This is a genomic window from Candidatus Pelagibacter ubique HTCC1062 (genome assembly GCF_000012345.1).
Lineage (GTDB): Bacteria > Pseudomonadota > Alphaproteobacteria > Pelagibacterales > Pelagibacteraceae > Pelagibacter > Pelagibacter ubiqueversans.
Map to the genome: position 1 here is coordinate 13,829 of NC_007205.1, position 20,006 is coordinate 33,834.

Genomic DNA, 20,006 nt, shown 5'->3' on the forward strand with positions numbered 1-20,006 from the left:
ATGATAAACTCTGAATATTTAAACAACCTGAATAATGCTCAAAAAGAAGCTGTTTTATATCTTGATGGACCGTTACTAATTGTTGCAGGAGCTGGATCTGGAAAAACGAAAGTTCTCACTTCAAGAATTGCTCATATAATCAACGAAAAAAAAGCTTTTCCAAACCAAATCTTATCAGTGACTTTTACTAATAAGGCTGCAAAAGAAATGCAAAACAGAGTAAGCTCAATATTAAATTCTGAGGCTATAGGACTTTCTTGGCTTGGAACCTTTCACTCTATATGTGCAAAACTACTTAGAAAGCACGCACCAGCAGCTGGATTAACTTCAAACTTTACAATTATTGATACAGATGACCAGGTAAGATTAATCAAAAATATATGTAAAGCTGAAAATATAGACATAAAACAATTAGCCCCAAAATTTATTCTTTCAATAATTGATAGGTGGAAAAATAAAGGCTTCCATCCAGATGAAGTCGTTATCAATAAAAATGATATTTTTGAAAGAACTATACGTCCTCTATATAAAATTTATCAACAAAAGTTATTAGATTTAAATGCATGTGACTTTGGAGATTTAATTTTACACGTGGTTAAAATTTTAGAAAAAAATCATGACATTAGAAATATTTATTCAAATAATTTTAAATATATACTTGTAGATGAGTATCAAGATACTAATTATATACAAAGTAGATGGCTAAACTTGCTCTCAGAAAAGCATAAAAATTTATGCTGTGTTGGAGATGATGATCAATCCATTTATAGTTGGCGTGGAGCAGAGATAAAAAATTTCTTAGAGTTTGATCAAGTATATAAAAATTCAAAAGTAATAAGATTAGAAGAAAATTATCGTTCCTCACAAAATATATTATCTGTTGCTTCAAATCTTATAGCTAACAATCAAAACAGAGTTGGAAAAACTTTAAAGACAACTATGGAGGAAGGAGATCTTGTTAAGCTTAATTGTTTTAAGAATGGAAAAGATGAAGCAATAGGGGTTTCTGATGAAATTGAAAAAAAACTTAAAAAAAAATATTCTTTTAATAATATTGCTATTCTAGTTAGAGCTATTTTTCAGACAAGAGAATTTGAGGAAAGATTTTTAAAAATTGGCTTACCCTACAGAATTCTTGGTGGGACAAAATTTTATGAAAGAGCAGAAATTAAAGATTGTGTTGCCTATTTAAGATTGATTCACCAGCCAAAAGATGATTTAGCTTTTGATAGAATAGTCAATAATCCCAAAAGAGCAATTGGAGAAAGTACTATAAAATTAATTCATGAGTTTTCAAAAACAAACGCTGTTAGTTTAGAAATTGCTTCTAAAAAATTAATTGAAGAAAATTTAATTAAACCCAAAACTAAAATTGGTCTAAGCTCTTTTTTATTCTTAATGGATAAGTGGAGGAATGACATTAATATTAAAAAAATTAACCATGTTAAATTATTACAACTAGTTTTAGATGAATCTGGTTATTCAAGTATGTTAAAAAACAAAAAAGATTTGGAAAATGAAAACAGACTTGAAAATATTAAAGAGCTTTTAAGTGCGATGAAAGATTTTGATAATTTAGAAAATTTTCTAGAACATGTGGCTCTTGCCACCTCAGTTGATCAGGATTGGGATGGGGAAAAAGTTAACATGATGACAATGCATGGATCTAAAGGACTTGAATTTGATGTGGTTTTCTTACCCGGTTGGGAAGAAGGTCTTTTCCCACACCAAAAATCCATTGAAGAGAAAGGCCAAAATGGGCTTGAAGAAGAAAGGCGATTGGCATATGTGGGAATAACAAGGGCAAAAAAAAAAGCACTGATATCTTTTGCTATGAATAGGTTTTATCAAGGAAATTGGATAGATAGTATGGCTTCAAGATTTATTGAGGAATTACCAGAAAAATTTTTAGAAAAGAATTCTTTTTTTGACGACTCTAAAGATAATGAAGAAGATTTTGAATTTAATCAAGATTTTGAAATTGAAGAAGGAACTAGAAGTCCTGGATGGATAAGATATCAAAAAAGAATTAAATGATTTTAAAAAAAATAAAAATTCTAAGAAAAAAATTTAAACAATATAACATTGATGGTTATATTATTCCAAAAAATGATGAATATTTTTCTGAATATGCAAAAAATGATAGGTTAAAGAATATTACAGGATTTTCAGGTTCTGCAGGTTTTACAGTAGTTTTAAAAAAACAAAATTATCTATTTGTCGATGGAAGGTATACTATTCAAGCGCATCAACAATCATCTAAAAATTTTAAGATTATTGAAATTCATAAAAAACTGCCTCACACAATTATTAAGAATTTTAATTTAGGCTATGACCCAACACTATTTACATCAAAATTACTTAATAAATATTTCAAGAATAATAACTTAATTTCAATTGACCAAAACTTAATTGACCAAATATTTAAATTCAAAGAAAAACCTACTAAACCATTCTACTCTTTAGACACAAAAATTGCAGGTGAGCCATATAGTTATAAAATTTCTAAAGTAGTGCGATTTCTTAAAAAAAACAAAGCAGATTATTGTTTCATTTCTGCACCTGAAAATGTGGCATGGCTTTTGAATATTCGTGGATATGATAATCCAAATAGCCCAATTGCAAATGCAAGATTGATACTAAATAAAAAAAAAGAATTTTTTTTAATAGCAAATGAAAAAAAATTAAAAAATCTTCTATTAGATAAAAAGATTAAAAAAAAACAAATTTTACCAATCAAATCACTTCCACAATTTTTAGATAATTTAAAAGGTAAAAATTTTATTATTGATAATAAAACCTGCTCGATTTTTTATGAAAAAATAATTAAATCAAATTTTAATATACTTAAATTTGATGATCCTGTTTATGAATTAAAATCAATGAAAAATTCTAATGAAATAAAACATATGATCGAAGCCCATAAAAAAGATGGCTTAGCGTTAACAAAATTTATTTATTGGATTAAAAATGTTAATAAAAAAAAAATTACAGAAGTGTATGCACAAAACAAATTAGAAAAATTCAGAAAACTAAATAAAGATTATTTATTTCCAAGTTTTGACACTATTGCTGGCGCTGGCTCAAATGGGGCAATTGTTCATTATAGGGCTAATAAAAAAACAACTAAAAAAATTGAACAGAATGATATTTTATTGGTAGATTCTGGTGGACAATATCATTACGGTACTACAGATGTTACGAGGACTATTTCATTCTCAAAACAAAATAAATTTATCAAAAATGCTTATACGAACGTATTAAAAGGACATATTGCAGTTGCCTTAACAAATTTGAATAAAGATGACACTGGAAAAAAAATCGACATAAGAGCTAGAAAATATTTAAAAAAAGAAGGTCAAGATTATGCTCACGGAACAGGCCATGGAGTTGGTTTTTTTTTAAACGTCCATGAAGGACCTCAATCTATCTCAAAACATAATTCGATAAAGATAAAAAATGGAATGATCCTGAGTAATGAACCAGGTTTTTATAAAAAAAACCACTTTGGTATTAGGATCGAAAACTTAATCTATGCCAAAAAAACCAAAAGAAGCTTTAACTTTGAAAACCTCACACTTGCTCCGTTAGAAAAAGATTTAATTAACTACGAGTTATTAAATAAAATAGAAAAAGATTACTTGTTTAAATATCATTTAAATATTTATTCAGAATTTTCTAGTTTACTTAATAAAAAAGAAAGAAAGTGGTTAGCCACTCTTATTTAACATTTTTAACCATTCTGTCTGATTAATAATTTTTATATTCCACTCCTTAGCTGTGTTTATTTTTTTTAGAGTTGGTTTGTCTCCAGCAATTAAATAATCAAGTTTTTTATTAACGTTACTAATTATTTTTCCTGAATTTTGTTCTATCAATGATTTTGCCTCCGCCCTACTTATTCCATTTAACTTCCCAGTTAACATAAAAGTTTTATTTTTCAACAATCCATTATTATTAATTAAAATTACATCTTTGATTAATAAATTTTTTTCTAACTCAGACAGCACTTTAAGATTAGTTTTATTTAGAAAAAATTTTTTAATGGATTGAATTTGAGTTATTCCAATTCCATCAATATTAGATAAACTTTCAATATTCTTTTCACCTGATAATCTAAAAAAATTAGATGCTGTTTTAAGGTGTCTTGCAATAAGCTTAGCATTTTCTTGTCCAATATGTCTTATTCCTAATGAATAAATAAATCGCTCTAGAGAAATATTTTTTTTTTCTTCAATTGAGAATCTTAAATTAGCAACTGATAATTTTCCCCATCCTTCGAGTTCTTCTATTTTATTATAATTAAGCTTAAATATATCCTGTGGAAGTCTTACTAATTTTAGATTCCAAAAATTTTCAACAATTTTCTTGCCAAATCCGTCTATGTTAAATGCGTCCTTAGAAACAAAATGTTTAATTCTCTCTATGGCAATTTTTTCACATTCAAACCCCTCACTAGCACACCTTCTTACAGCATCCTGTCTTTTAGTTGTCTCATTATAATCTTTAATTGTTTTGCTTCCACACGATGGGCACTTTAATGGAAAAATAAATTTCTTTGAATTTTGTTTTCTTTTTTTTAAATCTACTGAAACTACATGTGGAATTACATCTCCAGCTCTTTCAACAGTGACCGTATCCCCTACTCTTATATCTTTTCTAACAATTTCATCTTCATTGTGAAGCGTTGCATTTGAAACAATTACTCCCCCTATATTAACTGGTTTAATTTTTGCAACCGGGGTAAGTGCCCCCGTTCTACCAATTTGTATTTCAATATTCATTATTTCTGAAATTGAGCTATTAGCTGAAAACTTATGTGCTATCGCCCATCTTGGTGCATTAGCAGCAAAACCCAGTCTTTTTTGTAAATCAAAATCATTAACTTTATAAACAATTCCATCTATATCAAATGCCAGCTCTTTTCTTTTTTCCTCTAATTCTTTATGATTTAACATTAAATTTTTAACCCCAATAATTTTTTTATTAAATGGGTTTGTTTTAAACCCCCATAATTTTAAATTTTCTAAGAAACTTGTTTGATTTTTGATATTCATTTTTTTTTCATAACCATATGTGTAAGCAATAAATTTTAATGGAATTTTTGCAGTTATTAATGAATTTTTTTGTCTTAATGATCCAGAAGCAGCATTTCTAGGGTTTGCAAATTTGTCTTTAATTTTTTTAAAATCATTATTTTCTATAAAAACTTCACCTCTAATATCTATTTCTTTAGGGAAGTTACTCTTAGTAATCTCTAAAGGTATATCCTTAATGGTTTTTAAATTTTGTGTAATATCCTCTCCTTCATTACCATCTCCTCTAGAAAGCCCTTTGGTTAATTTTCCATCAATATAAATTAGGGATGCAGATATTCCATCAATTTTTGGTTCAGCACTATATTCGATAGTATTTACATCTTTTAAACTTAAGAAATTAATTATTTTTTTTTCAAAATTTTTTAAGTCTTCTTCATTAAAAGCATTTCCAAGCGACAACATCGGAACTTTATGTTTTATTTTTTGAAAGTTTTTTGATGGTTTAAATCCTATGGATTTAGTGGGAGAATATTCACTTTTTAAAAATTTATATTTTCTCTCTAAATCTATTATATCTTTTTTTAAAAGATCAAATTCTTGATCTGATACGATAGGTTTGTTTTTATCATAATAATGCTTGTTATGTCTCTGAAATAAATCAATTTTTTTTAAGTATTCAATTTCAAGATCTTTATCATTCATTTTACTCGAACAATCCCTTAAATCTTTTTATTAAACCTATCTTTTTCTTTTTATCTTTTTGTAATTCTTTTACACCATCTCTATAATCTTTATTAAATACTTTGTAAGAATTTTTATACCAATCAGAAGATTGGTAATTGTATCCTAAAGTGCTTGCATATTTTTTTGACTCATTAATTAATCCAAGTCTATAATTAATTTCAACCAGTCTATGAAGAGCTTCCTCTGTATAAATGGTTGTATTGTAATCTTTAACAACTGTTTTAAATCGATTAAGTGCTGGAATCCACTTAGTTTTTTTTAGATAATATCTAGCTATGTACATCTCTTTTGCTGCTAAAATTTCATTAATTAAATCTATTTTAAATTTAGCATCCATGGCAAATTCTGTACTAGGATAATCTCTAATTATAGTTTCAAATTGCTCCTTAGAATCTAATATTGATTTTAAGTCTTTTTTTTCATCAACTATTTGTTCATAAAAACTCATACCTAGAAGAAAATGTGCATAAACTTTATCTTTATGATTTGGATATGTTACTAAATATCTTTCTAACTCAAAAATTGCATCACTGTAATAATATTGAGTATAGTATGCATAAGCTGCCATAATTGCAGATTTTGCAGCCCAGGGTGACTGTGGAAATAACAACTCAGCCTCATTAAATTTTTTAGCTGCTAATAAAACATCTCCTCTTTGAAGTTCAAAATAACCCTCTTTGTATGCATCTGACATCTGCATTTCCATATCCACTTCTACAATTTCAGATATTTTTTTTGTTTTATCTCCACAAGACCAAATAAAGGTAAAAGTGATTAAAAGAAGTATAATTTTTAATTTTGAAAGCATGGTCTTATTCTAACAGATTATGAATAAAACTCTATTTTTTAAGCAATAGATCTTAGGTGACTCTTATTTATGAAGGTATTTGGCAAATGTTTTTCTGTAATCTCTATTAATGAAAAATTTTCGTCTTGTTGAAAAACTTTTCTCAATAATTGGTTAGTTAATTTATGCCCTCCTTGAGAACAAATAATTTTTCCAATTATTTTATAACCTGCTAGATATAAATCTCCCATACAATCTAAAATCTTATGGTTTACAAATTCTTTTTTATTTCTAAGACCTTTTTCATTTAAAATTTCATTGTCCTTAACAACTATTGCATTTTCAAGACTTCCTCCTTGAGCTAATCCCATTTCTTTTAGCTTTGCAATATCCTCAAAAAGACAGAAGGTTCTTGAATTATAAATATCAGTCAAATCTGACTCGAATACACTTACTAAATTTCTTTGCGTTCCAATTAAATTATTTTCATATTTTAGTTCAAAATCTATATCCAAACTAACTTTGCTTGGCTCTATAGAAATTGTTTTTTTACCATCATTAAATTCAATTCTTTTTTCAATTTTAATAATCTTTATTGGCGCTTCACTACTTTTTATTCCAGCTTTTGATATTTCTTCAATAAAAATTTTTGCTGACCCATCAAGAATTGGTACTTCCTGATTATCAATCTCTACTAGGACATTATCAATTCCTAAACCATATAATGCTCCCATTAAATGCTCTATTGTTGAAATACTAACCCCACTTTCATTTGCTATGGTTGTACAAAATACTGCACTACTAACATTAAAAATATTTGGAACTACTATATTATTTTCTTTTAAATCAACTCTTTTAAAAAGGATTCCCGAATTTGGTTTTGCTGGCTTAACCGTCATAGTTACATTTGCTCCACTATGAAGCCCAACGCCTTTAAAAATAATATCTCTATTGATAGTTTTTTGATTAAGAACAGACATTATTATTCTTATAAATAATTGGTTTAAATTTAGAAAAACAACAAATGTTACGAGAAAATACTAGTCTATTTGAAAAAATGAAAAAGTTTTTCAAAAAAACCTTGTTTTATTTGTTTTTTTGGCACAACTACAACCTCTTGTTTGTCATACATTTTTCTTAGTTTATACCCAGATTGACAAACATCACCTAGGGTTTCCTCTAAAAAATCAATATCTTTAGAAAATGAAATTTTATCTTTAAATTTATTATCTAAAATTTTTGATCCTTCTCCCATCAGTATCATCTTAGATTGGGTCTTTACCTTTGCATTTGAGACAAGAGATTTATCACATAATTCAAGAATCTCTTCCGTTCTAGCAAAAGCTATTTTTTGTAGCATTTCCAAAGAAAAATTTGGATTATCAGTATGTTCGTTATTTTTTTCAAAATTTAATTTAAGTTTTTCTGCTTCATTAATATCAATTTTTAAAAGTAGAGAAATATCTTTAGTAATATGGTTTCCACCTATCGGCAGAACGTCCAAAAAGATTAATTTATCATTATAAAAGGAAATAATTGATGTTTTTTTAAAAGCAATATCAATGAAAGATACCTCTCCTGTTAAATTTAAATTATTTTTATAATTAATTGATTTTGCATAACTAGAGCAAATTATTTGATTAATTGATATATTTAATTCTGAAAAAATATTTTTAAATCTAAAGACTAATTCACTTGGAAGACAGATAAAAATAATGTCTAGCGATATAAATTGGCAATCGATTTCATCTGGTAACTCAGAATAATCAACATTATCAATTTTATAATTATTTATAATTATGTGTGCAATATTATAATCTGAATAATATTTTTTTATTTGCTGCTTTGCTTCTTGAATTAAAAATATGATATCATCTTGTCTTAATTTCAGTTCTTCAATTTTTTTAAATACAGAAATTGCAATAGAAATCGTTTTTGAACTATCTATCATCAAATTTATATTATCAATAAATTCATTTGAGGATTTTTCTAGCGATGCAATAACTTTTTGAATATCTGGTTTAAGATTAAATTGCTCTGTATAAAAATTACTCTCAATAAAAAAAGGGTTATTCTTACTTTCTTCATTAAATGCGCCTGCTCTTATTTTTGAAGAACCACAGTCAATTATTATTTGAAATTTTTTATCACTCATTACTTAGCAACTAAATGACTTTTAATTCTCAAATCAATAAATTTAAAATCTTTAAAATTATCATTATTGATAAGTTCCTTAGATAAGTTTAATGACGCTACAATATGTTCTTGTGGTAGCTTAATCAAAATATCCTTATCAGTTAAAATATCCCATCTACCTGATGGGAAAAAAGATAATTCTTTTAAATTTGAAAAAGACCACATAGATTTTTCAATATTTTTTTTAAATGATAAAAAATCTTGAGAATTAAATTCACCAAAAATGTATGGGAGTAGTTCGTTGTTACTTTTATCTTCAATTAACTTACCATTGGCACCTACTAGATATTGACTATTATTAGAAACTCGAGCAATTAATTTAGTTGGTTTAATTTTAATGTTAAGTGTTGATGGGTAAATTTTTTTTATATTAAACTCTTGTATAATATTATGTTTTTCTAAAATTTTTATTATTTCTTCCTCATTAATGACAAATATACTTTTGTATAAAAGGTTATTAAGGTTATCTAAGATCTCCAAATTTTTTCTCTCAGAAAGACCTGTAATGTTTATTTTAGTTATTGATGAAGATAATTTTTTTTGATCGTTAATAAATTTTGCACTAGTAGTGCTTAAAATGAATAAAAATAATAAATAAATTATTATTTTATTTTTTTTACCTATTGATTGATGCATCTTTTAAAATCCATTCAATTAATTTTATAAAGCTTATACCCTTATGTTTTGCAATCTCAGGGACTAATGAAAGTTTAGTCATTCCAGGCTGAGTATTAATCTCTAACAAATAAAACTTCCCATTAAAAAATTTAAAGTCAGATCTTGTAACACCTTTACAACCTATAATTTTATGAGCTGCTCTTGCTATGCCAGTAATTTTAGCAAGATTATTTTTACTCAAATCTACAGGAATTAAGTGCTTAGTCTTAGCACTAGAATTATATTTTGCCTCATAATCATAAAACTTTCTTCTAGGCTCAAGTTCAATTGCACCAAGTGATTTATTATTCATTATTGCAACTTGGATTTCTCTACCTGGTATAAATTCCTCAATTAATATTTCATTATAACTTTTTAATACTTTTAAGTTTTTTAATATATTGGTCTTGTCACAAATATATACATGAACGCTAGACCCTTCATTTATAGGTTTTACTACTACAGGGAATTTTAAATTTTTTTCAATTAATTTTATAATGTTAAGTTTATTTTTTTTATGATTAAATTTAATATATTTCGGAGTTAGTATTTTATTTTTTATAAAAATTTTTTTTGAAATTTCTTTATCCATTGCTATTGATGATGCAATTACACCTGAGTGTGTGTATGGAATTTTTTTAGTCTCTAAAATTGCTTGAATGTATCCATCCTCACCAAATTGTCCATGTAGCGCATTAAAAATAACATCTGGTTTAAATGAAGTGATATTCTTTGAAAGATTTTTATCAGGCTCACTAATTAAAACCTTATATCCATTTTTAATTAACTCTTTGGCAACTTGCTTTCCAGTATCTAAGCTAATTAACCTTTCCTTAGATATACCACCAGATAATATTAAGATTTTTTTTGTCATTTTATTTTAAAATTTTAATTTCTTTTTCTAGCACTATTCCAGTTTTTTTTTCCACACTTATCTTAACAAATTCAATCAATTTATTCATATCCTCAAAACTAGCATTATTTTTATTTACAAAAAAATTACAGTGCTTATTTGAAATATGAGCATCCCCAAAGCTTATATCTAGTGGTACAGAATCTTTTATCAGCTTCCAGACCTTTTTATCAGTTTGATCAATTGGATTCTTGAATGTACTACCACTTGTTTTTAATTTTGTTGGTTGTGCTTTATCTTTCTTTTTCTTTAATTCTAAAACTTCGTTTTCTATTTCTTCTTTATTTTTTTTTGTTCCTTTAAAAGATGCACTTAAAAAAATTAAGTCCTCTTTTAAATCATTGCTTCGGTATTTAAATATAACTTTACTCGCTGGTATTGTAAAAACCTGTCCATTTTTATCAATTGCTTGGATTGATACTAGCACATCTTTAAACTCTTTATTAAAGCATCCAGCATTCATCTTTAATCCACCACCTATAGTACCAGGTATGCATGCTAAAAATTCAAATCCACCTATTCCATTATTCAGTGCAAAATCAGAAAGCTTTTTATCAAGACAGGCACTGCCAGCTATAATGACATCATTTGGTAATATAGAGATGTTGGAAAAATTTTTTCCTAGTTTGATAACAACACCATCAAATTTTTCATCACTTATAAGAGTATTCGAACCTGCACCTAAAATATGTATTTTTTCTTTTTCTCCAAATTTTTTTAAAAACAAAATTAAGTCAGGTAAATTATCTGGTCTAAAGTAAACTTTAGTTTGTCCACCAATATTAAACCAATTGCTCTTTTTTAAATCATAATCAAAGTTAATTTTACTACTAATTTCATTAGAAAATTTTCTTATTTCTTCAATGCTCATTAGATCAATTCTGGTAATTGTCTCATCCATGCTGAAATTGTACCAGCACCCATACCAACAACTATCTTTTTGCCAAAAATAGTATTTTTAATAAATTTTGCTAACTGGTACTGATCTTCAACCATAAACAATCTTACTTTTGAATTTTTAACAATATCTTTTGCAAAATTATTATATTTAAAACCTAATTTTATTTTTTCTCCAGCGGTATAAATAGGGCATAATATTACAACATCAGCTTTTTTAAATGATAAGCTGAATTCTTTTTTAAGATCTTTTAATCTGGAAATTCTGTGTGGTTGAAATATGCAAATCACTTCTTCATTTTTATAAGCAGCTCGCACACCATTTAATACTTCTCTAATTTCAGTTGGATGATGGGCATAATCATCATAAAAATTAGTTTCTCTATGTGTAAAAATTTTATTAAATCTTCTTTGAACACCCTTAAATTCTTTTAATCCTTTTTTGATTATATTTTGTGATATTCCTATTGTTACTGCCACAGCAATTGCTGCTGTAGAGTTTCTAATATTGTGAATTCCTAATAATGGTAATTTAATTTTTCTTATAGTTAAATTCTTTTTTCCTGGCAAATTTATAGCTAAATCATATTGAGAATATTCTTTTTCTTGTTTTATATTCTTAATATAGAAATTTGATTTATTATCAGTTCCATATGTATAATAATTCTTCATTTTTAATTTACTTAATAAATCTTTATTGTTCTTGTCATCTATACAAATAAAAGACTTCCCAAACGAAGGGACCTTATTGATAAATTTTATAAATAATTCTTTAAGATCTTTCATTGAATTATAAAAATCCATATGCTCACGATCAATATTTGTTACTATAGAATAAGTTGGTGGCACATGTATAAAACTACCATCTGACTCATCAGCTTCTAATATACACCAATCACTTTTACCTAGTTTTGCAGAATTTTTTATTGCATTAAGGACACCTCCATTAATAATTGTTGGGTCCAATTTTGTCTTTGAAAATATTGAGGCTAATAAAGATGTAGTTGTTGTTTTTCCATGTGAACCGGTAACAACTATATTTTTTGTTAAAGAGACTATATTTGCCAACATCTCTCCTCTTTTATAAATAGGTAATTGTTTTAGTTTGGCTTCAATTAATTCAGGGTTATTATTTTTAATAGCTGACGAAATGACAACAATTGTTGCTTTTGCTATATTTTTTTTAGTATGACTAATTGTAATTTTAATCTTATCTTTTTTTAATCTTTCAATATTTTTATTTCCAAGGACGTCACTCCCTTGAACATTAAATCCCATCCTTTTCATAATGAGTGCAAGGCCACTCATTCCAATACCCCCTATACCAACAAAATGTATAATTTCAGTTTTAGCTAATTCAATTTTCATTAATAACAGATATAATTTTCAGATTTATATTATTCCATGTGTTTTCATAGTTAAAATCCTTCATGTTCTTTTTTTTAACAAGATATTCTTCTTTATTATCAATAATATTAATTAGTTTATTGAGTAATGTTTTCTCATCTATTTCTTTTTGATTTAACAACCAATTAAAGCCAAGTTTATTATAAAAATGTGCATTTTCAAATTGATGGTTATCTTTCGCAGTTGGCAAAGGTATTGCTAAATATGGAGTCTCAGTAAAATTTAACTCTGCTAATGTTGATGCTCCTGCTCTAGTAATGCACAGGTCTGTTTTTTGCATAAAATTTACGACATCATCGTTAAAATTGAATAATTCACATTGAATATTCTTATCTTCGTAAATTTTTTTAAAACTTTCAAAGTTAATAGAATTAGTTTGTTGGTAAATTTTTAGTTTATAGTTTTTAGCTAATTCAATAATTGCATTTTTAACTAAATCATCAAATATTTTAGCTCCTTGACTACCGCCTATTATAAGTAAATTAATTGTATCTAAGGATTTATTGTAATCTCTCTTATTATAAAAATTTTTTCTTAATAATGCTGGAATTACTTTAATTTTATTTTTAAATTTAATAGGAAATTTTTTGATATTATTAGAATAACAAAATATTTTTTGACAGTAACTTAAAAAAAATTTATTTGATCTACCTAAAACCATATTTGGTTCAAATAACAACAGCTTAATATTTAAAATTCTAGCTCCTAAGCATAAGGGTAGTGACATGTATCCACCTGTTGAAATTAATGTATCAATTTTATTTTTTCTAAAAAAAGAAATTGATTTAAAAATCAAAAATATCATAAAAATAAAATCAAGTGGTATGATTAATAAGTTTTTTGAAATTGGCCTCACATTAAATATTTTTAAATTATACTCATCTTTGTTTAAAAATTTGACACCCCTAAAGTCAGATGTCATTGAAACATCAAAATTGTCCTCTAAATGTTTATATATTATGGTTGCGGGTATAACGTGACCTCCTGATCCACCAGTACTAATTAGTATTTTTTTATTCATTTAATTAATTTTTCTTTTTGTTAAATTTAAAATTATTCCAGATAATATAGAAACTCCTATAATTGAAGAACCTCCATAACTTAAAAATGGCAATGTCATTCCAGTTGTAGGAAATAGTCTTATATTCACCCCAAGATGTATTAATGCTTGAAAAATTATTAGACTTATTGATCCAGTTAGCACTAGTTTATTTTTTTCACTTTTTTCTAAATAAATTTTTTTAAAAACAGAATAAATAAAAAATAAAAATAAAATTAATAAAAATATTATTGCAATAACACCAAACTCCTCTGAAATAACTGAAACTATATAGTCGGTATGAGCCTCTGGAACTCTTGTTTTTAAGGTACCTTCTCCTATTCCTTTACCAAAAAAACCACCACTACTAATTGCTTCTATAGCTTTATCAGATTGAAAATTATGGGTTCCACCATCAGGGTTGAAGAAAGAAAGTATACGACTTTTAATATAAATAAATTTTGGGATAAAAAAAACTACATATAGCAGGCTTATAATAGAAAGACTTATAAATAATAAAATGAATAATAAGTTTATGCCAGATACAAAAACTAATATTACCCAGGATAAAAACACCAAAAGTGTTTGTCCGATGTCAGGCTGCATTATTAATAGTAACCCAGTTGGGATAATAGAAATGATAGTCAATAAGTATTTGATATAAATATTATAATTTTTTTCACTACATAAAATTGTTGCCACAAAAATAATTATAAATGGTTTTAGTAATTCAATTGGTTGAAATTGAGGAAGAAAAAAAAGATTTAACCATCTTTTTGATCCTTTAACTTCAGTACCAAAAATTGGCACTAAAAATAAAAAAAATAAAGTAATAAAAAAAAGATAAATAGAGAATCTAAAAAGATTCTTTTCACTTAGAGAAGAGAAAAACACTAAGGTCAACAAGCCAATGAAAATATATACCAAATGTTTAAAAAAGAAAAAATAATTATTTGTATCTAATTTATCAGAAGCAATAAATGAAGTTGAAACTAAAGAAAAAAATAAACCCAAACTAAACAAAATTATTATCAATAAAAAAATTGTTTTATCTATATTTTTCCACCAGTTATAATATATTGAGTTGAGCGAACTATTATTTATCATTTTATATAATTTTTAATAAGTTTATTAAAATATCTACCTCTTTCTTCAAAGTTTTTAAAAGTATCAAATGATGCAGAGGCTGGACTAAAAAGAATTGTCTTTTTAATAAAATTATTTTCATTTTTAATATCTAAAAAAACCTTAGCAATTAGACTCTTTAAATTTAAAAATGATTTAAACGCCATCTTATTTTTTAATTCATTAATAAAAAATTTTTGATTTTTACCAAAAATGTATAATTTAATCTTTTTACAATCGTTTTTTTTAAGTAGAAATTTATCTCGTTTTTTAGGTAAACCACCTACTATCCAATAAATATTTTTTAATGATTTCAATAATTTTTCTGATGAAGAAAAGCTTGTTGCTTTAGAATCATTAATAATTTTTAAAAATTTAGAATTATGAATTATTTCTTGTCTAAAACTTAGTCCTTTAAAATTTTTTAATGATTTTAATAGCAAGTTATTCTTTAACTTTAATATCTTTGAAACCTTCAGCACAAATGTCAAATTTTCTTTATTACCATCTGTATCAAAATAATGATTATCAATTTTTTTAATAAACCTATCACTTATATATTTTTCTATTTTCAAAATTGATGGTGCAAATTTTTTTTGCTTTAATTTTCTTTTAATGTAAAAATTTTTTGTATTTAAAATTGCAATATCATTTTTAGATTGATTTTTTATTAATTTAAATTTAGCACTTACATATTTATTTATAGTCTTGTGTCTTTCGAGGTGATCTGGTGAAATGTTTAAGATTAAAGATATATTTGTTTTAAATAACTTGCTGTATTCTAGTTGATAGGATGAAGCTTCTATTACAAATAAAGTGTCTTTTTTGATCTTTTTTTCAAGTAAAACTGGATTTCCTATATTGCCAACTAAACGAACATCTTTTTTTTGATCCTTTAATATATCGTACAAAAGCTTAGCGGTAGTTGATTTTCCGTTTGTTCCTGTAATAGTTATTTTTTGATTAAAAGCATATCGACTATAAAAAATGTCTAAATCTGTATAAATTTTTTTATGGTTTTTTTTTAAAAATCTACTTAATTTACAATTATTAATATCTATTCCTGGACTAATTATAATACAGTCAAATTCTTTTTTAATTATTTCTTTGTATGTTGTGTGAGTATCTTTTATATTTTTTTTAGTAATTATTTGATCATCATATAAACTAATAATATTATTTTTTTTTAAATAACTATAAGTGGATAGACCACTTTTACCCAGACCATAAATCAGTATTTTTTTTTTTAAAAAGTTTTTTTCTAGATTTAACATTATCTAAGTTTTAATGTCGCTAATCCAATCATTGCTAAAATTATTGATATAATCCAAAACCTAATTACAACTGTTGATTCTGCCCAACCTTTTTTTTCAAAATGATGATGTATAGGTGCCATTCTAAAAATTCTTTTACCTGTAAGTTTGAATGAAAATACTTGGATTATAACTGATACAGCTTCTAGTACAAATAACCCTCCTGTTATTGCTAAAACAATCTCATGTTTAGTAATAATACCAATTGCCCCTAAAGATCCACCTAATGCTAATGAACCAGTGTCACCCATAAATATTTTAGCAGGTGGAGCATTGAACCATAAAAATCCTAAACAAGCTCCTATAATTGATCCACAAAAAACTGAAACTTCCCCCATACCTTCAAGATAGGGAATATTTAAATATTCAGAAAATACAATATTGCCCGTTACGTAACTAATAAATGCAAAACATGCTGCAACTAATATCACTGGCACCGTTGCTAAGCCATCTAAACCATCTGTTAAATTAACTGCGTTGGAGGATCCAACAATTATAAAAATTGAAAATGGAATAAAAAACCATCCAAGATTAATAATTAAATTTTTAAAAAAAGGAAAATATAAATTGGTAAGTTCAGTGTTTTGAGATAATTGAGTTAAACCATAAATTCCAACAATGGCTATTAAAATTTGAGAAATAATCTTAAATTTAAATGAAACGCCAGATGAATTTTTAAACTTAATTTTTTTATAATCATCATATGCACCTAATAGCCCAAACCCCGAAACAATAAATAACAAAAACCATATATGGTAATTTGATAAATCACCCCAAAGTAATATTCCTGAAAAAAGTCCAAGTAAAATTAAAACACCTCCCATTGTTGGTGTTCCAATTTTCTTAACGATATGTTCAGTAGGACCATCATCTCTTATTGGATTTAATATTTTTCTTGCTGAAAAAAATTTAATAAAAGGAGTGCCAATTAATAAAACTACAAACATTGATGTAAACATTGAAAGGCCCGTTCTAAATGTTAAATACTTAAATACATTTAGAAAACTATATTGATCAATTAATTGCGTAATAAGACTATAAAGCATTAAACTTTCCAGTTTTTAATTTGTTAACTAGATTGTTAAGTCCAGTAGAGTTTGAGCCCTTAATCATTAAATAATCATTATTATTTAAATCATTTTTAATCAAATCAATTATTTTAGACTTATCTTTCAAAATGACCCCTCTTCGGTGCTTATCAAGGTTTTTATAAGTATGTAAAATATGTTTACCCACTACATTAATATTTTTAAGAGAAGTTTTATTAATTTCTTTGCCAGCCTCTAAGTGTAGTTTCTTTGAATAATTTCCTAACTCCAACATGTCACTCAGTATTAATTTTTTTTTAGAATTATCAATTTTTAATTCATCAAAATTTTTTATAGCAGACTTTAATGATAATGGATTAGAGTTATAACTCTCATCTACAATGTAAATACTCTTTTTTTTTAATTTAACCTTTATAATATCACCACGGCCTTTTGTCATCTCATAATCAAGAAATATATTTTTTTCTAATTTTTGTGTATCTTTAAAAATTGATATAATTGCAATTGTGGCTAATAAGTTTTTTAAATTATTTTCAAAAATTAATCTTACATAAAAATAAATTTGTTTTTTATTAACATTTACAAATATTTTGTATTTAGATCTTTCTTTAACTATTTTTTCTAGATAAATATTTGCTGATTTATTTTTTAAACTAAATGTAAAAATATTTATGTTTTTTTTCTTGGCAATTTTTTTATGTAAATTATAAAATCTGTCATCTTGGTTTAAAACAAGAATTCCATTTGTTTTTATATTATTAATAATTTCTGACTTTGCTAAAGCTACTTGATGAATGTTTTTAAAATTTTTAATATGTGCGTAGGAAATATTTGTAATAACACCCACATCAGGCTTGATAATTTTTGATAGATAATCAATCTCACCTTTTTTATCCATTCCAATCTCAAAAATACCAAATTCATCATTTTTTTTTAGATTAAATAAACTTAATGGTACACCAAATTTATTATTAAAAGATTTTGGTGAATAAGTTACATTACTAATCTTACTTAAAGTTTTTCCTAATAATTCTTTAAGAGAAGTTTTTCCACAACTGCCTGTTATAGATATAATTTTACTAGATAAATTTTCTCTTAATTTTGATGAAGCCTCTGTTAAAAGTTGCAATGTATCATCTACTACAATTTTTTTTTTAGATTTTTTTTGATTGTTAGCTATTACTAATGATGCACCATTTTGGAAAGCTTCATTAACATATAGATTTCCATCTTTATTATTTCCTTTTATTGCAAAAAATATGTCATTTTTTTTTATTGTTTTTGAATTAATTGATGCATTTTTTATTTTTATATTTGAATTAATTTGGGGAGAGTTGCTGATTTCTTTTAAAATATTTATTTTAATATTAGTTGAAAGAATTTTATTTTTTAATTTAATATTCTTAAGTATTTCTAATCTGTCAGAAAATTTGTTTACAAAATTTCCATAATCTTGTGTCTGTTCATGACCTTTGCCTGCAATAACTAAGATATCACCAGTTTTTAAGTCTAATATAGCCTTATGAATAGCTTTAGACCTGCTTGAAATCTCAAAAACTTTTGATTTATCAATAGTTTTTTTAATAGCTAGTCTTATTTTTTTTGGATTTTCGTCTCTTGGATTGTCGTCAGTTAAATAAACTCTGTCACAATATTGATTGGCTATTTTTCCCATTATGGGTCTCTTGTCTTTATCTCTATTACCACCACATCCAAATACAATGAAAATTCTTTTATTTTCAAATTGTTCTTTCAAATTAGTCAAACAAGTTTTTAATGCATCAGGTGTATGAGCATAATCTAAAATAACCTTTGAATTATTTTTTAAAGTTCCAATTTTTTCAAACCTACCAATTACTGATTTTACTCTTGAAGCTAATTTTACTATTTGATCAAATTTTAAATTACTTTTTTTAGCAGCAAGCATTGCCATAAATAAGTTTTTTAATTGAATTTTACCAATTAAGTTTATTTTTAATTTATAATGTTTCTGATTATATTTAATTTCGACTATTTGTTTATCATCCCTAAATTGATGAGAATAAATATCTATTCCATTATTACTTTTTGATAAAGCCTGAAGATCCAATTTATTATTTAGCGATATTCTTTTTAAATTTTTATATTCGGGAATTTTACTATCGGTGATGATAGTTCCTCTAGGTTTTAATAGCTTCTCAAAAAGATATAACTTTGATTTGAGATAATCATTAAATGTTTTGTGATAATCTAAATGATCATGAGACAAATTTGTAAAAATTGTAGTATTAAATTTTAAACCATCAAGTCTATTTTGCTTAAGACCATGACTAGAAGCTTCCATTATAACATTGTCAATTTTTTGTTTTTTTAAATCATTTAATATTTTGCTTAATTTAATTGGATCTAATGTTGTATTAGAAACTTTCTTTAAACTATTTTTTGTCTTAACTCCTAATGTTCCAATAGAAGCTACTTTTTTATTACCTAAGTTGAGTAGCTGAAAATAAAAATCTGCAATTGATGACTTTCCATTTGTTCCTGTTACAGCAATTAAATTTTTAGGTATATTTTTTTTTGTCTTATATGATAATTCTGATAATATTTTTCTTACATTTTTTGATCTTAAAAATAACACTTTATTTTTAATACCTTCAAATTTTTGCTCTGAAATAATAACTGTTGCACCCTTTTTAATTGCATGGTCTATGAATTTAGTTCCATCTGATTTTGTTCCCTGGATTGCAAAAAAAATATAATTCTTTTTACAATCTTCACTGTTAAAACTAAGACCAGCAAACTGATGATTTTTAAATTCTTTTTTAATATTTTTAAGGAAGTTGCCAATCAACATATAAGTA

Annotated in this window: 15 protein-coding genes; 2 read left to right on the forward strand and 13 right to left on the reverse strand. The window is 25.6% G+C overall.

Features of this window, described 5'->3' with window-relative positions:
- The gene (locus SAR11_RS00075) at positions 1–2,037 is read left to right on the forward strand and encodes an ATP-dependent helicase (protein ID WP_011281410.1); all 2,037 of its coding nucleotides are present in this window, start codon (positions 1–3) and stop codon (positions 2,035–2,037) included.
- The gene (locus SAR11_RS00080) at positions 2,034–3,728 is read left to right on the forward strand and encodes an aminopeptidase P family protein (protein WP_011281411.1); all 1,695 of its coding nucleotides are present in this window, start codon (positions 2,034–2,036) and stop codon (positions 3,726–3,728) included. The genes SAR11_RS00075 and SAR11_RS00080 overlap by 4 nt, the downstream gene beginning before the upstream one ends.
- On the opposite strand, the gene ligA is transcribed toward SAR11_RS00080, so the two are convergent.
- The 13 genes from ligA to murF all read right to left on the reverse strand — a co-directional run bounded on the left by ligA (position 3,711) and on the right by murF (position 19,999).
- The gene (ligA, locus tag SAR11_RS00085; protein WP_011281412.1) at positions 3,711–5,741 is read right to left on the reverse strand and encodes an NAD-dependent DNA ligase LigA; all 2,031 of its coding nucleotides are present in this window, start codon (positions 5,739–5,741) and stop codon (positions 3,711–3,713) included. The two genes, SAR11_RS00080 and ligA, sit on opposite strands and share 18 nt — an antisense overlap.
- Before the next feature lies 1 nt (position 5,742).
- A complete protein-coding gene (locus tag SAR11_RS00090; RefSeq protein ID WP_011281413.1) occupies positions 5,743–6,591 on the reverse strand; it encodes an outer membrane protein assembly factor BamD in 849 nt (282 codons plus the stop codon).
- Positions 6,592–6,629: 38 nt separating this feature from the next.
- On the reverse strand, positions 6,630–7,550 hold the full coding sequence (gene lpxC / locus SAR11_RS00095; RefSeq protein ID WP_006997890.1) for a UDP-3-O-acyl-N-acetylglucosamine deacetylase: 921 nt from the start codon (positions 7,548–7,550) through the stop codon (positions 6,630–6,632).
- Positions 7,551–7,615: 65 nt separating this feature from the next.
- Positions 7,616–8,725, reverse strand: coding sequence for a cell division FtsA domain-containing protein (locus tag SAR11_RS00100; protein WP_011281414.1), 1,110 nt, complete (start codon positions 8,723–8,725; stop codon positions 7,616–7,618).
- Positions 8,725–9,402 (reverse strand): cell division protein FtsQ/DivIB, encoded by a 678-nt coding sequence (locus SAR11_RS00105; protein ID WP_011281415.1) that lies wholly within the window; start codon positions 9,400–9,402, stop codon positions 8,725–8,727. The genes SAR11_RS00100 and SAR11_RS00105 overlap by 1 nt, the downstream gene beginning before the upstream one ends.
- Entirely contained in the window at positions 9,383–10,297 is a 915-nt protein-coding gene (locus tag SAR11_RS00110; RefSeq protein ID WP_011281416.1) for a D-alanine--D-alanine ligase, read from the reverse strand. Before SAR11_RS00110 ends, SAR11_RS00105 begins: the two co-directional genes overlap by 20 nt.
- 1 nt (position 10,298) lies before the next feature.
- Positions 10,299–11,237 carry a UDP-N-acetylmuramate dehydrogenase gene (gene murB, locus SAR11_RS00115; protein ID WP_049752871.1) on the reverse strand — a complete coding sequence of 313 codons (939 nt, stop codon included), beginning with the start codon at positions 11,235–11,237 and terminating at the stop codon, positions 10,299–10,301.
- Positions 11,207–12,601, reverse strand: a complete 1,395-nt coding sequence (gene murC / locus SAR11_RS00120; protein ID WP_011281418.1) for a UDP-N-acetylmuramate--L-alanine ligase — start codon at positions 12,599–12,601, stop codon at positions 11,207–11,209. The genes murB and murC overlap by 31 nt, the downstream gene beginning before the upstream one ends.
- Complete coding sequence (locus SAR11_RS00125; RefSeq protein WP_011281419.1) at positions 12,591–13,661, reverse strand: UDP-N-acetylglucosamine--N-acetylmuramyl-(pentapeptide) pyrophosphoryl-undecaprenol N-acetylglucosamine transferase; 1,071 nt, start codon at positions 13,659–13,661, stop codon at positions 12,591–12,593. The genes murC and SAR11_RS00125 overlap by 11 nt, the downstream gene beginning before the upstream one ends.
- Positions 13,662–14,786: an FtsW/RodA/SpoVE family cell cycle protein gene (locus tag SAR11_RS00130; protein WP_011281420.1), complete on the reverse strand. Its 1,125-nt coding sequence runs from the start codon at positions 14,784–14,786 to the stop codon at positions 13,662–13,664. It abuts the gene before it with no gap.
- The gene (murD, locus tag SAR11_RS00135) at positions 14,783–16,078 is read right to left on the reverse strand and encodes a UDP-N-acetylmuramoyl-L-alanine--D-glutamate ligase (protein WP_011281421.1); all 1,296 of its coding nucleotides are present in this window, start codon (positions 16,076–16,078) and stop codon (positions 14,783–14,785) included. Before murD ends, SAR11_RS00130 begins: the two co-directional genes overlap by 4 nt.
- Positions 16,078–17,163: a phospho-N-acetylmuramoyl-pentapeptide-transferase gene (gene mraY / locus SAR11_RS00140; RefSeq protein WP_006997881.1), complete on the reverse strand. Its 1,086-nt coding sequence runs from the start codon at positions 17,161–17,163 to the stop codon at positions 16,078–16,080. Before mraY ends, murD begins: the two co-directional genes overlap by 1 nt.
- Entirely contained in the window at positions 17,153–19,999 is a 2,847-nt protein-coding gene (gene murF, locus SAR11_RS00145; protein ID WP_011281422.1) for a bifunctional UDP-N-acetylmuramoyl-L-alanyl-D-glutamate--2,6-diaminopimelate ligase MurE/UDP-N-acetylmuramoyl-tripeptide--D-alanyl-D-alanine ligase MurF, read from the reverse strand. Before murF ends, mraY begins: the two co-directional genes overlap by 11 nt.
- Positions 20,000–20,006 lie beyond the last annotated feature (7 nt).

Excerpts from the sequence above, each read along its gene's own strand:
- SAR11_RS00125 (WP_011281419.1), bottom strand. The coding sequence starts at position 13,661 with ATGAATAAAAAAATACTAATTAGTACTGGTGGATCAGGAGGTCACGTT.
- SAR11_RS00110 (WP_011281416.1), bottom strand. The coding sequence starts at position 10,297 with ATGACAAAAAAAATCTTAATATTATCTGGTGGTATATCTAAGGAAAGG.
- SAR11_RS00130 (WP_011281420.1), bottom strand. The coding sequence starts at position 14,786 with ATGATAAATAATAGTTCGCTCAACTCAATATATTATAACTGGTGGAAA.
- mraY (WP_006997881.1), bottom strand. The coding sequence starts at position 17,163 with ATGCTTTATAGTCTTATTACGCAATTAATTGATCAATATAGTTTTCTA.
- SAR11_RS00100 (WP_011281414.1), bottom strand. The coding sequence starts at position 8,725 with ATGAGTGATAAAAAATTTCAAATAATAATTGACTGTGGTTCTTCAAAA.
- murB (WP_049752871.1), bottom strand. The coding sequence starts at position 11,237 with ATGGATGAGACAATTACCAGAATTGATCTAATGAGCATTGAAGAAATA.
- lpxC (WP_006997890.1), bottom strand. The coding sequence starts at position 7,550 with ATGTCTGTTCTTAATCAAAAAACTATCAATAGAGATATTATTTTTAAA.
- murC (WP_011281418.1), bottom strand. The coding sequence starts at position 12,601 with ATGAAAATTGAATTAGCTAAAACTGAAATTATACATTTTGTTGGTATA.
- murD (WP_011281421.1), bottom strand. The coding sequence starts at position 16,078 with ATGTTAAATCTAGAAAAAAACTTTTTAAAAAAAAAAATACTGATTTAT.
- SAR11_RS00105 (WP_011281415.1), bottom strand. The coding sequence starts at position 9,402 with ATGCATCAATCAATAGGTAAAAAAAATAAAATAATAATTTATTTATTA.
- murF (WP_011281422.1), bottom strand. The coding sequence starts at position 19,999 with ATGTTGATTGGCAACTTCCTTAAAAATATTAAAAAAGAATTTAAAAAT.
- SAR11_RS00075 (WP_011281410.1), top strand. The coding sequence starts at position 1 with ATGATAAACTCTGAATATTTAAACAACCTGAATAATGCTCAAAAAGAA.
- ligA (WP_011281412.1), bottom strand. The coding sequence starts at position 5,741 with ATGAATGATAAAGATCTTGAAATTGAATACTTAAAAAAAATTGATTTA.
- SAR11_RS00080 (WP_011281411.1), top strand. The coding sequence starts at position 2,034 with ATGATTTTAAAAAAAATAAAAATTCTAAGAAAAAAATTTAAACAATAT.
- SAR11_RS00090 (WP_011281413.1), bottom strand. The coding sequence starts at position 6,591 with ATGCTTTCAAAATTAAAAATTATACTTCTTTTAATCACTTTTACCTTT.